At 60.3% G+C, this 12,454-nt stretch carries 10 protein-coding genes; 7 read left to right on the top strand and 3 right to left on the bottom strand.

Going from position 1 to position 12,454, the window contains the following annotated elements:
* The first annotated feature begins 57 nt into the window (after window positions 1-57).
* The 3 genes from dapE (at window position 58) to ACSPX5_RS00460 (ending at window position 2,472) form a co-directional block, all read left to right on the top strand.
* Complete coding sequence (gene dapE / locus ACSPX5_RS00470; protein WP_169429050.1) at window positions 58-1,209, top strand: succinyl-diaminopimelate desuccinylase; 1,152 nt, start codon at window positions 58-60, stop codon at window positions 1,207-1,209.
* On the top strand, window positions 1,209-2,018 hold the full coding sequence (locus ACSPX5_RS00465; protein WP_439820758.1) for a putative RNA methyltransferase: 810 nt from the start codon (window positions 1,209-1,211) through the stop codon (window positions 2,016-2,018). Before dapE ends, ACSPX5_RS00465 begins: the two co-directional genes overlap by 1 nt.
* A gap of 76 nt (window positions 2,019-2,094) precedes the next feature.
* Entirely contained in the window at window positions 2,095-2,472 is a 378-nt protein-coding gene (locus ACSPX5_RS00460; protein WP_323159940.1) for a hypothetical protein, read from the top strand.
* 153 nt (window positions 2,473-2,625) lie between these two features.
* Here the strand turns inward: ACSPX5_RS00460 and ACSPX5_RS00455 are convergent, their stop codons facing one another.
* Window positions 2,626-2,835 (bottom strand): cold shock domain-containing protein, encoded by a 210-nt coding sequence (locus tag ACSPX5_RS00455; protein WP_007954750.1) that lies wholly within the window; start codon window positions 2,833-2,835, stop codon window positions 2,626-2,628.
* Between the two features lie 237 nt (window positions 2,836-3,072).
* Between ACSPX5_RS00455 and plsB the strand changes: the two genes are divergently transcribed.
* The 4 genes from plsB to ACSPX5_RS00435 all read left to right on the top strand — a co-directional run bounded on the left by plsB (window position 3,073) and on the right by ACSPX5_RS00435 (window position 7,506).
* The gene (gene plsB, locus ACSPX5_RS00450) at window positions 3,073-5,571 is read left to right on the top strand and encodes a glycerol-3-phosphate 1-O-acyltransferase PlsB (RefSeq protein ID WP_169429047.1); all 2,499 of its coding nucleotides are present in this window, start codon (window positions 3,073-3,075) and stop codon (window positions 5,569-5,571) included.
* Between the two features lie 91 nt (window positions 5,572-5,662).
* Entirely contained in the window at window positions 5,663-6,349 is a 687-nt protein-coding gene (locus tag ACSPX5_RS00445; RefSeq protein WP_439820757.1) for a hypothetical protein, read from the top strand.
* 45 nt (window positions 6,350-6,394) lie between these two features.
* On the top strand, window positions 6,395-6,793 hold the full coding sequence (locus tag ACSPX5_RS00440; protein ID WP_207866789.1) for a YbaY family lipoprotein: 399 nt from the start codon (window positions 6,395-6,397) through the stop codon (window positions 6,791-6,793).
* Window positions 6,794-6,816: 23 nt separating this feature from the next.
* Window positions 6,817-7,506 (top strand): DUF4197 domain-containing protein, encoded by a 690-nt coding sequence (locus ACSPX5_RS00435; protein ID WP_439820756.1) that lies wholly within the window; start codon window positions 6,817-6,819, stop codon window positions 7,504-7,506.
* On the opposite strand, the gene ACSPX5_RS00430 is transcribed toward ACSPX5_RS00435, so the two are convergent.
* Together ACSPX5_RS00430 and ACSPX5_RS00425 are read right to left on the bottom strand one after the other, a co-directional pair.
* Window positions 7,503-8,894, bottom strand: coding sequence for a Fic family protein (locus ACSPX5_RS00430; RefSeq protein WP_439820755.1), 1,392 nt, complete (start codon window positions 8,892-8,894; stop codon window positions 7,503-7,505). The two genes, ACSPX5_RS00435 and ACSPX5_RS00430, sit on opposite strands and share 4 nt — an antisense overlap.
* Window positions 8,895-9,384: 490 nt before the next feature.
* Window positions 9,385-12,453: an efflux RND transporter permease subunit gene (locus tag ACSPX5_RS00425; RefSeq protein WP_323159943.1), complete on the bottom strand. Its 3,069-nt coding sequence runs from the start codon at window positions 12,451-12,453 to the stop codon at window positions 9,385-9,387.
* Window position 12,454: the final 1 nt, after the last annotated feature.

Below are 12,454 nucleotides of genomic sequence, written 5' to 3'. Positions count from 1 at the left end.
AGGACATCATCATCGCGAGCAGGCTCGCTCCCACATTTACAGCATCCGGAGTTTTCCATGACGGCCCACGCCGACCTTTCGCCGACCCTCCAACTCGCCATCGACCTGATCCGCCGTCCGTCCGTGACGCCGGTCGACGCCGATTGCCAGAAGCAGATGATGCAGCGCCTGGGCGATGCCGGTTTCCAGCTGGAACCGATGCGCATCGAAGATGTGGATAACTTCTGGGCGACTCACGGCAAAGGCGACGGCCCGGTGCTGTGCTTCGCCGGTCACACCGACGTGGTGCCGACCGGTCCGGTGACCGCCTGGCAGATCGACCCGTTCAACGCGGTGATCGACGAGCACGGCATGCTCTGCGGGCGCGGCGCGGCGGACATGAAAGGCAGCCTGGCCTCGATGACTGTGGCGGCCGAGCGCTTCGTCGCCGATTACCCGGATCACAAGGGCAAGGTCGCGTTCCTGATCACCAGCGACGAAGAAGGCCCGGCCCATCACGGCACCAAGGCAGTGGTCGAGCGTCTGGCCGCCCGTAACGAGCGTCTGGACTGGTGCATCGTCGGCGAACCGTCGAGCACCACGCTGGTGGGCGACGTGGTGAAGAACGGTCGTCGCGGCTCCCTCGGCGCCAAACTGACCGTGCGTGGCGTGCAGGGACACGTGGCCTATCCGCACCTGGCAAAGAACCCGATCCACCTCGCTGCCCCGGCTCTGGCCGAACTGGCCGCCGAGCACTGGGATCACGGCAACGACTTCTTCCCGCCGACCAGTTTCCAGATTTCCAACGTCAATTCCGGCACCGGCGCGACCAACGTGATTCCGGGCGATCTGGTGGCGTTGTTCAACTTCCGTTTCTCCACCGAATCAACCGTTGAAGGCCTGCAGAAACGCGTCGCCGACATTCTCGACAAGCACGGCCTGGACTGGCACATCGACTGGGCGCTGTCCGGTCTGCCGTTCCTCACCGAGCCGGGCGCACTGCTCGACGCGGTGTCGTCGAGCATCAAGGACATCACCGGTCGCGAGACCAAGGCGTCCACCAGCGGCGGTACCTCCGACGGTCGTTTCATCGCGACCATGGGCACTCAGGTTGTTGAACTGGGCCCGGTCAACGCGACCATCCACCAGGTCAACGAGCGCGTGCTGGCGGCCGATCTCGACGTGCTGACCGAGATTTACTACCAGACTCTGATCAAGTTGCTTGCCTGATGCTCGCGTGCCCGATCTGCAGTGAACCGCTGAACGCAGTGGACAACGGCGTGGTCTGCCCCGCCGGCCACCGCTTCGACCGCGCGCGCCAGGGTTACCTGAACCTGTTGCCGGTGCAGCACAAGAACAGCCGCGACCCTGGCGACAATCAGGCGATGGTCGAGGCCCGCCGCGACTTTTTGAACGCTGGGCATTACGCCCCGGTGGCCAAGCGCCTGGCGGAGCTGGCGGCGGGTTATGCGCCGGCGCGCTGGGTCGATATCGGTTGTGGCGAGGGTTACTACACCGCGCAGATCGCCGAGGCCTTGCCGGACGCCGATGGCTACGCGCTGGACATCTCGAAGGAAGCGGTCAAGCGCGCCTGCAAACGCAATCCGGCGCTGACCTGGTTGATTGCGAGCATGGCCCGGGTGCCACTGGCCTCCGGTAGCTGCCAGTTTCTGGCCAGCGTCTTCAGTCCGCTGGACTGGGATGAAGCCAAACGCCTGCTCAGTGTCGGCGGCGGCCTGATGAAAGTCGGCCCGACCAGCGGCCACCTGATGGAACTGCGCGAACGCCTGTACGACGAAGTGCGCGAATACACCGACGACAAGCACCTGGCCCTGGTGCCGGAAGGCATGGCGCTGGCGCACAGTGAAACGCTGGAATTCAAACTGACGCTGGACAAGCCCGAGGATCGCGCCAACCTGCTGGCGATGACACCTCACGGCTGGCGCGCCAGTGCCGAACGCCGTGCGGCGGTGATCGAGCAGGCCGAGCCGTTCGTGACCACCGTGTCGATGCGCTACGATTATTTCGTTCTTCAATAACTTTTGGACTCGGGCAAGTAGCCCGGGGCCGGCTAAATCCGCGAATGGATTTTTCAGACCCGCAGTGAGGACATCCATGCGCCAACCGGACATCGAGATTTACCTGAAAGACGCCGACGTCGACCACAAGGCCATTTCCACCTGGCTGGGCGCAGCCCTTGGCCCGTGCAGCGACTGGGTACAAAAAGGCCAGACCTGGAAGTGCAAGGCCGGCAACATCCCGGTGACCTGGCTGCCGAAAGCCGTAGGCAAGTGGAACAGCCTGTACCTGGAAAGCGATGCGACCCCATGGGACGACGACATCGCCTGCGCCCGCGCCGCCTTTGCCGCGCTGAACGTTGAAGTGCGCTGCGCGCCGGGGACATGGGTTGAAGAGGAAGGTGAAGAGACGGCGGATCGCTGGATTCGGATCAGCGCCGATGGTGAAGAAGAGATCACCTGGAAAACTGCGTAAAACCGGCGACACAGAACCAATGTGGGAGCGGGCTTGCTCGCGAATGCGGTGTGTCAGTCAGCATTGATATCGACTGGTACATCGCATTCGCGAGCAAGTCGAAGCGTCGAACCGCCGCTCCCACAATGATTTTTGGTGTTCTGAAGATTTGCGTTACAGGCCTACAACGTCTTCAGCCTGCAAGCCCTTCTGCCCTTCCACCACCGCGTATTCAACCTGCTGACCCTCAGTCAGCGAACGGTGGCCTTCACCGCGGATCGCGCGGTAGTGCACGAACACGTCCACCCCGTCTTCGCGCTGAATGAAGCCGTAGCCCTTGGCGTCGTTGAACCACTTCACGTTGCCGGTTTCACGTGTTGCCATCTGTTCATACTCCTTTTTTATTATTGAACAGGCTTTTCGCAGGAAAGCCTTTGAGGAACGTCAGCCTGCGTCCGACGTCCATAAAAGGGCCCCGGCGACAGATCGCCGAGTATATGACAGGCGGCAAAACTCTCAACAGGAGATTACTTCGCCGCTTTTTTGCCGATTTTCGAGTAATCCGGCAAACTGTCGCCCTCCCGAGCAAACGCTCGGTTTATCCACTCACGCAGAAGCCGTATGACCCGTTCCCCGTTCCGCCGTCTTGTGTTTGGCACCTTGCGCCGACTGTTGTATCTCTGGGTTCGCTCCGAGACGATCAACCAGTCGTCGTTCACCCTCAACCTCGACCGCAGTCGTCCGGTGTTCTACGTCCTGCAAAACCCATCGCTGACCGATCTGGCGGTGGTCGATACCGAATGCACCAAGGCCGGACTGCCGCGCCCGGTGCTGCCGGTGTCAGTCGGAAATCTGTTGGAGCCGGCGGCGTTCTTCTACCTGACGCCGGACCCGGACTGGCTCGGTCGCCAGGACAAGCGCGGTGCGCCGCCGACCCTGACTCGCTTGGTCAGCGCGCTCACCCAGAACGCCGCCGAAGACGCACAGATCATTCCGGTCAGCGTGTTCTGGGGCCAGTCGCCTGACAGCGAAAACAGCCCGTGGAAGCTGCTGTTCGCCGACAGCTGGGCGGTCACCGGGCGTCTGCGTCGTCTGTTGAGCGTGATTGTCCTCGGGCGCAAGACCCGCGTGCAGTTTTCCGCGCCTATCCACCTGCGCGAACTGATCGAGCACAACAAGGGCCACGAGCGCACCGTGCGCATGGCCCAGCGGATCCTGCGGGTGCACTTTCGCAACCTCAAGGCTGCCGTGATCGGACCGGACATTTCCCACCGCCGCAACCTGGTCAAAGGCCTGCTCAACCAGCCACTGGTCAAGCAAGCGATCCTCGACGAAGCCGAACGCGAAAACATCTCCCTGGAAAAAGCCAAGGCCCAGGCCCTGCGCTACGGCAACGAAATTGCCTCGGACTACACCTACACCGCGATCCGTTTTCTGGAAGTGGTACTGAGCTGGTTCTGGAACAAGATCTACGACGGGATCAAGGTCAACCACATCGAAGGCGTGCAGAAAGTCGCCCAGGGTCACGAAGTGATCTACGTGCCGTGCCACCGCAGCCACATCGACTATCTGCTGCTGTCGTACTTGCTGTTCCGCAACGGCCTGACCCCGCCGCACATCGCCGCCGGGATCAACCTCAACATGCCGGTGATCGGCAGTCTGCTGCGCCGTGGCGGGGCGTTTTTCATGCGCCGCACGTTCAAGGGCAATCCGCTGTACACCTCGGTGTTCAACGAATACCTGCACACGCTGTTCACCAAAGGTTTCCCGGTCGAGTACTTCGTCGAAGGTGGTCGCTCCCGCACCGGGCGTATGCTGCAACCGAAAACCGGGATGCTCGCGATCACCATGCGCAGCTTCCTGCGGTCGTCGCGGATGCCGATCGTGTTCGTGCCGGTGTACATCGGTTATGAGCGCGTGCTCGAAGGCCGCACCTACCTCGGCGAACTGCGCGGCGCGAGCAAGAAGAAGGAATCGATCTTCGACATCTTCAAAGTCATCGGCGCGCTCAAGCAGCGCTTCGGCCAGGTGGCGGTGAACTTCGGCGAGCCGATCAAACTGGCGGAATTCCTCGACAGCGAACAGCCGGGCTGGCGCCAGCAGGAACTGGGCCCCCAGTTCAAACCGGCCTGGCTTAACGAAACCACCAATCGCCTGGGCGAAAAAGTCGCGCAGCATCTGAACGAAGCGGCGGCCATCAACCCGGTCAACCTGGTGGCGCTGGCGCTGCTGTCGACCACCCGCCTGGCACTCGATGACCGGGCCATGGCGCGGGTGCTGGATCTGTATCTGGCGCTGCTGCGCAAGGTTCCGTACTCGCCGCACACCACCTTGCCGGAAGGCGATGGCCGGGCGCTGATCGAGCATGTGAAGGACATGGACCTGCTGTCCGAGCAGAACGATGCGCTGGGCAAGATTCTGTATCTGGACGAGCAGAACGCCGTCCTGATGACCTACTACCGCAACAACGTGCTGCACATCTTTGCCCTGCCGGCGTTGCTGGCGAGTTTCTTCCAGAGCACTTCGCGCATGAGCCGCGAGCAGATCCTGCGCTACACCCGCGCACTGTATCCGTACCTGCAATCGGAGCTGTTCATCCGCTGGACCCTGGACGAACTGGATGCGGTGATCGATCAGTGGCTGGAAGCGTTCGTCGAACAGGGTCTGCTGCGTTTCGAGAAAGACGTCTACCTGCGCCCGGCACCGAGCTCACGACATTTCGTGCTGCTGACCCTGCTGTCGAAAAGCATCGCCCAGACCCTGCAACGCTTCTACATGACCGTATCGTTGCTGCTCAATGCCGGGCAGAACAGCATCAGCGCCGAAGAACTGGAAGACCTGTGCACGGTCATGGCCCAGCGCCTGTCGATCCTGCACGGCCTGAATGCGCCGGAGTTCTTCGACAAGAGCCTGTTCCGTCATTTCATCCAGACCCTGCTCGACCTCGACGTGCTGCGTCGCGACGAAGCCGGCAAATTGAGCTATCACGAACTGCTCGGCGAACTGGCCGAAGGTGCAGCGAAACGGGTACTGCCGGCGGAGATTCGATTGTCGATCCGCCAGGTAGCGTTGCATCGCAGTGAAGATGCAGCGGAAACGGCATCCACCCCGCCCCGCTGAAACTTGAAGACAACTAACCGGCGGACCGGATCGTTTTCCGGTTAGTTGTTTTATGAATTAATGGGCTCTTTTAATCGATAAGGAAATCGATATGAGCCAGTTGAATGAATCCCCCCATACCATCAATGTAACGTTCAGTCTTCCACCCGACTTCAACGCCCCTCTCGACGGAAACAATGAAACCGTCGTCGATGTTCAACTGATCAATACACGGCAAACGACAAGCGTCAAACACTGGAGATATCCTTCCATCGTCGACGGTCAGTGGAACTTCCGGTTTCCCCACCGACTCACTGATGTCAGCGTCAAATATCGTGTCACCGTCCAGCTCTTTCACAACGGACAACCCTTGCTGCTGGAGCAGGAACATTTCGTCATTGTTCATCAGGCGCCCCACCGTCAGACGCTGCATTTGAGTCCGATCGGTTACTTGTATGTTGAAGTGCAGGAACCCGAAATGATTCCACCCGAACAGGCAATCACTATCAGCCTGCATGAAAAAGAAAGTCCCGATGTCGAACTGGCGCGCGTTTCTCACGATGAGGAAACTGCCATTTCGTTTTATCTTAAATATGATCCAGCGCATGTTGTGCCGGGCAAACGGTATGCACTGACGGGGATAGAAAACAGGTATCACCAACGGCTGTCCGTATTTCCTGAAGCTATCGAACTTTTACCCGCGACACGTCCGCCCCAATCGCGCCTGTTGCGGGCAATCGAGCAGTGGCTGAATGAACCGTTACGTTTGTTCACTGACTCGTTATCCAAAATCCGCTAGATTTCCTTGGGCGCCCCTCTGGCGCCCAAGTCTTTTGAGGTCCCCATGAAAAAACTTTCTCTTCTCGCCGCCGCCACCGTGTTGAGTGCTTGCCAGTCCACCACTCCAAGCGGCAAAGCGAGCCTCGACGGCGAAGTGTTCTACCTGCAACGCATCGCCCTGCCGCCAAGCGCGACCTTGAGTGTGAGCCTTCAGGACGTTTCGCTGGCCGATGCGCCCGCGGTAGTGCTCGACGAACAGAAAGGCCCGATCAAGGGACAAGTGCCGCTGCCGTTCCATTTGAGCTACGATCCGACCCAGGTCAAACCCGGCCACCGCTACTCGGTCAGCGCACGCATCGAGGTCAACGGCGAGTTGATGTTCATCACCACCGAAAACCATGCCGTGCAGCTTGATGGCAAGGATCCTCAGCCGCTGAAAGTCCGCGTCGACGCCGCCCGCTAAATCTTTTGAACAAGGAAGCTTTCATGCTCCGCCCTACCCTACGCTTCGCCGGCCTGTGCGCGGGCCTGATGATCTCCGCCAGCGCACTGGCCCTGTCCCTCAGCGACCTGTCGCAAGGCGACGCCACCGGCGGCCTCAAGGATGCCCTGACCCAAGGCGCGCAACTGGCCGTCAAACAACTCGGCACCCCGGGCGGCTTCAGCAACAACCCGGACGTGAAAATCGAACTGCCGGGCAAACTCGGCAAAGTCGCCGGCAAGATGAAAGCGTTCGGCATGGGCGCCCAGGTCGACGAACTGGAAACCGCCATGAACAAGGCCGCGGAAACCGCCGTGACCCAGGCCCAGCCGATCCTCGTCGACGCCGTGAAGAAAATGAGCGTGGCCGATGCCAAAGGCATCCTCAGCGGCGGTAACGACTCCGCCACCCAATACCTGGACAAATCCAGCCGCGAACAGATCCGCGCCAAGTTTCTGCCGATCGTCAAACAGGCGACCGACAAGGTAGGCGTGGCGCAGAAGTACAACGCGTTCGCCGGCCAGGCTGCGACGTTGGGCGTGGTCGACTCCAAGAGCGCCAACATCGAAAGCTACGTGACCGAACAAGCGCTGAACGGTCTGTTCGAGATGATCGGCAAACAGGAAGAAACCATCCGCAAGAACCCGGCCGCTGCAGCGACCAGTCTGGCGAAGAAGGTGTTTGGCAGCCTCTAGGCCAACGCTGCACGGGAGCGAGACAACTCGCTCCCGTCCTTCAACACACTGGCTGGACTGCGTAAAAAGAACACCCACTCGCTGCCCATTTTCCTTTTCTCGAAGACCTGCAACTCGACCAGCCCGTTTAGCGCTGACATCGCGGTGCTGCAAGAACAACCCAAGTGTTCACTCACGTTGCTCGCCGTAAACTCCTTCGCCACTCCGCTCTTGGCCACCTGATACAGCGCCCGCTGCCTTTGCGTCAGCCGCTCGAAAAAACCCGACGCCATCAGCCAGCGCTCAAAGTCTTCCGTGTACGCCAGGCTTTTGCGGTAGACATCCGTGAAGCGACTGACTGCACGCTGAATCACCGAACACTGAAACTCGATGAAATACGTCAGATCCAGCTCATCGGCCTCGCTATGCAAATACGACCGCCCGTACTTCACCGGCGCATTGCGCAGCAAAGGACTGATCGCAATGTAGCGAAATGCCGAAAATTCGTGCTTGAACATGAACCAGTAGAACAACGCCCTCGCACCCCGTCCGTTGCCATCGCGAAACGGATGTTCGTAGCCCAGAGAAAAATGCAGCGTGATCGCCTTGATCAACGGGTGCAGGTAGTCCTTTTCCTGAGGTGAGCCGAGTGGCTGATTGATCCAGCGTACGAGTCTCTGCAAACGCATCACCACTCCGACAGCGGGCGGCGGTGTATGCACCGTGTTGCCCTCGCCATCCTGTACCACCACTTCATCGTTCGTCCTGAAAAAACCGGGACTGTATTGCTCGTCATCGATCCCCTCGACGCCCACCCGATGCATTGCCGCGATCAAGTCGACACTCAAGGGTTGGTAACGGTTTTCCCAGGCGAAATTCATCATCCTGTAATTGCCCATGACCATGCGCTCATCCGGCGTGCGCGGCTGCCGTTGATACTTGAGCATGTCCTTGGCAACTCGCGTGGTCGTTGCCGCACCTTCCAACTGGCTGCTGGCGATCACTTCGTCTTCGATCAGATCATTGAGCAAATAACTGAAATGCGACCGTTCGCCGATCTGCCCGGTCATGCACTCCAGCGAAGCGGAAGTCGTCTGCAGATCGACGGCCGAAAGGGTTTTCCGGGCCGAGGGTGTCAGCAAATACTTGCCCCACTGCGGCGGCTCACCCAATGGCAGGAGATTGATGTACTGCGCAGCCCTCGCCCTCTTCACCAGCGCCCAACACAAACGAGCGTCCAGCCCCGGCGCCCAGCGATAGCGCAAATCCTCGAAAGGCAAATAACGCCCCCGATCATCGAGAGGCTTGAGCAGCGCCAGATAATCCACCAGATGCTGCTTGTGCGGCGCCCGCGCCAACAAGTCGAACACCGGATCGGACCGTCCTTTCAATACCGGCGGCTTCTTCACAAAAAACCTCCCGATCACTCATAAAAACAGAGGATCGAGTACACCACCCAAGACCGGACGTCCTCAATATCAGAGAATTCTGAAAAAGCTGTAGGAGACCCCACAGCATGCGGCGCAGCCGCCCCACTCAACACGATGAGCGTTAGCTCAAGTAGCGCTTTTGACGTGCCGGCCCCATCGGCAGGCTGAGTGGAGGGATTTATCCGGGGGTGGGCGCGAAGCGCCGTTTGGCGAAGCCAAACACATCGAGAGGAGGTGCAGCGAAGCAAACCGGAGGCGATGCCCCCGGATGAATCCCGGAGCGAAGGAACACCGAGCCAAAGCGAGGTGCCGAACGCCGGGGCCCAGCGTTTTTGGTTACTTTTTTGGCGTTTGAAAAAAGTGACTCGCCGTAAGGGCGAAACCGCCAGCGGCAACACCCGAAGCAACGGATATTCACAAAAAGCACCCAGAGCATGGCCGGCCCAAAGGCCGCCACGCTCAAACAAAATCAAACCTCCTTGCGAACCCGGAACCAAGCCGCATACAACGCCGGCAAAAACAAAAGCGTCAGAGCAGTCGCCACAATCAACCCCCCCATGATCGCCACCGCCATCGGCCCGAAAAACACACTGCGTGACAGCGGAATCATCGCCAGCACCGCCGCCAGTGCCGTCAACACAATCGGCCGGAACCGACGCACGGTCGCCTCGATGATCGCCTGCCAGGGCTTGAGCCCCGCCGCAATATCCTGCTCGATCTGATCCACCAGAATCACCGAGTTGCGCATGATCATCCCCGACAGCGCGATGGTCCCGAGCATCGCCACAAACCCGAACGGCTGACGGAACACCAGCAGAAACAGCGTCACCCCGATCAACCCCAGCGGCGCCGTCAGAAACACCATCGCCGTGCGCGAGAAACTGCGCAGCTGCACCATCAGCAACGTCAGCACCACGACAATGAACATCGGCACCCCGGCGTTCACCGACTTCTGCCCCCGCTCCGAATCCTCCACCGTACCGCCGACATCCAGCAGATAACCGTCCGGCAACTCGGCCCGGATCGGATCAAGCGTCGGCATGATCTGCTTCACAAGCGTCGCCGGTTGTTCCTTGCCATAGATGTCCGCGCGCACGGTCACGTTCGGCAGACGATTGCGGTGCCAGATGATGCCTTCCTCGAAGCCATATTCCAGCGTCGCAATCTGCGACAGCGCGACGCTGCGACCGTTATCGGTCGGCACCGCCAGACTCGGTAGCAGCGACAGTTCGGTGCGCTCATGCACGGTGCCGCGCAGGAGGATTTCGATCAGCTCGTTATCTTCGCGGTACTGGCTGACGCTGGAACCGGTCAGCGAACTCTGGAGAAACTTCGCCAGATTCGCCGTGCTCACCCCCAGGGCCCGGGCGCGATCCTGATCGATGTTCAGGTACACGACCTTGCTCGGCTCTTCCCAGTCCAGATGCACGTTCACCACATGCGGGTTCTCGCGCACCTTGGCCGCGACCTTGCGCGCCAGAGCCCGGACCTCCTCAATGTGCTCGCCGGTGACGCGGAACTGCACCGGATAGCCAACCGGAGGACCGTTCTCCAGACGCGTGACCCGCGAGCGCAGGGCCGGGAACTGTTCGTTCAAGGTGTCGATCAGCCACGTGCGCAGCGCTTCGCGCTCCTCGATGGTTTTCGCCAGCACCACGAACTGGGCGAAGCTCGCCGCCGGCAGTTGCTGATCCAGCGGCAGGTAGAAACGTGGCGATCCGGTGCCGACGTAGGCCACGTAATTGTCGATGCCGGCATGATCCTTGAGCATCGCTTCCAGCCGTTTGACCTCGGCGGTGGTGTTGGCAAGCGAAGCGCCTTCGGCAAGCTTCAGATCGACCATCAATTCCAGTCGCCCGGAAGCCGGGAAGAACTGCTGCGGCACGAACCGGAACAACGCCACCGAAGCCACGAACAGCAGCACAGTGAGCACGATCACGGTTTTGCGCCGACGTACGCACCACTCCACCAGACGCCGTACCCGTTGGTAGAACGGCGTGCCGTAAGGATCGGTCTGGCCGTCAGCCGTGCCGTGTTTGGCCGCGTGAATTTTCGCCAGGTCCGGCAGGAGCTTTTCCCCCAGATACGGCACGAACACCACCGCCGCTACCCAGGATGCGAGCAAGGCGATGGTCACCACCTGGAAGATCGATCGGGTGTATTCGCCGGTACCGGACTGCGCCGTGGCGATCGGCAGGAAGCCTGCGGCAGTGATCAGCGTACCGGTGAGCATCGGGAACGCAGTGCTGGTCCAGGCGTAACTGGCCGCCTTGATCCGGTCGAAGCCCTGCTCCATTTTGATCGCCATCATTTCCACGGCGATGATCGCGTCATCCACCAGCAAGCCCAGTGCGAGCACCAGCGCGCCGAGGGAAATCTTGTGCAGACCGATGCCGAGGTAATACATGCAGGCGAACGTCATCGCCAGCACCAGCGGAATGGTCAGCGCCACCACCATGCCGGTGCGCACGCCGAGGGAGAAGAAGCTCACCAGCAGCACAATGGCCAACGCTTCGACCAGCACCTGGACGAATTCGCCGACACCGGTTTTCACTGCCGCCGGCTGGTCGGAGACCTTGCGCAATTGCATGCCGGCCGGCAGGTTCTTCTGGATCCGGGCGAATTCGATTTCCAGAGCCTTGCCCAGCACCAGAATGTCGCCGCCGTCCTTCATCGCCACCGCAAGACCGATGGCGTCTTCGCCCATGAAGCGCATGCGCGGGGCCGGAGGATCGTTGAAACCACGCCGCACGTCAGCAACATCGGAGATGCGGAACGTACGATCACCGACCCGGATCGGGAAGTTCTTGATTTCGTCGACTGTCTGAAAATTCCCCGAAACCCGTAGCTGCAAACGCTCGCTGCCGGTTTCGAAGAAGCCGGCAGTGGACACCGCGTTCTGTTCCTCCAGCGCCTGCTGAACCGCCGCCAGCGGCAAGCCGAGGGTGGCGAGTTTGACATTGGACAGCTCGACCCAGATCTTCTCGTCCTGCAAACCGAGCAGATCAACCTTGCCCACGTCCTTGACCCGTTGCAGCTGGATCTGGATGCGGTCGGCGTAGTCCTTGAGCACCGCGTAGTCAAAACCGTCGCCGGTCAGCGCATAGATATTGCCGAAGGTGGTGCCGAACTCATCGTTGAAAAACGGTCCCTGAATCCCCGGTGGCAGGGTCTGGCGAATGTCGCTGACTTTCTTGCGCACCTGATACCAGAGATCCGGAATCTCCACCGAATGCATGGAGTCGCGGGCAATGAAGGTGACCTGGGATTCACCGGGGCGCGAGAACGAAACAATCCGCTCGTACTCGCCGGTTTCCATCAGCTTCTTTTCGATGCGCTCGGTAACCTGACGGGAGACTTCCTGCGCCGTTGCGCCGGGCCAGCGGGTCTGGATGACCATGGCCTTGAAGGTGAACGGCGGGTCTTCGCTCTGGCCGAGCTTGGTGTAGGACAAGGCGCCGATAATCGCCAGCAGAAGCATCAGAAACAGTACGATCTGGCGATTACGCAACGCCCATTCGGAAAGGTTGAAGCGCATC

The organism is Pseudomonas sp. HLG18, assembly GCF_051903985.1.
In the GTDB taxonomy this organism is placed as follows: Bacteria; Pseudomonadota; Gammaproteobacteria; order Pseudomonadales; family Pseudomonadaceae; genus Aquipseudomonas; species Aquipseudomonas fluorescens_BT.
This window is presented reverse-complemented; position numbering and strand designations above follow the sequence as displayed.

Coding starts and splice junctions, on each gene's coding strand:
- ACSPX5_RS00445 (WP_439820757.1), top strand. CDS start 5,663: ATGAGCCAGTTGAATGAATCCCCCCATACCATCAATGTAACGTTCAGT.
- ACSPX5_RS00435 (WP_439820756.1), top strand. CDS start 6,817: ATGCTCCGCCCTACCCTACGCTTCGCCGGCCTGTGCGCGGGCCTGATG.
- ACSPX5_RS00455 (WP_007954750.1), bottom strand. CDS start 2,835: ATGGCAACACGTGAAACCGGCAACGTGAAGTGGTTCAACGACGCCAAG.
- ACSPX5_RS00440 (WP_207866789.1), top strand. CDS start 6,395: ATGAAAAAACTTTCTCTTCTCGCCGCCGCCACCGTGTTGAGTGCTTGC.
- ACSPX5_RS00465 (WP_439820758.1), top strand. CDS start 1,209: ATGCTCGCGTGCCCGATCTGCAGTGAACCGCTGAACGCAGTGGACAAC.
- ACSPX5_RS00460 (WP_323159940.1), top strand. CDS start 2,095: ATGCGCCAACCGGACATCGAGATTTACCTGAAAGACGCCGACGTCGAC.
- dapE (WP_169429050.1), top strand. CDS start 58: ATGACGGCCCACGCCGACCTTTCGCCGACCCTCCAACTCGCCATCGAC.
- plsB (WP_169429047.1), top strand. CDS start 3,073: ATGACCCGTTCCCCGTTCCGCCGTCTTGTGTTTGGCACCTTGCGCCGA.
- ACSPX5_RS00425 (WP_323159943.1), bottom strand. CDS start 12,453: ATGCGCTTCAACCTTTCCGAATGGGCGTTGCGTAATCGCCAGATCGTA.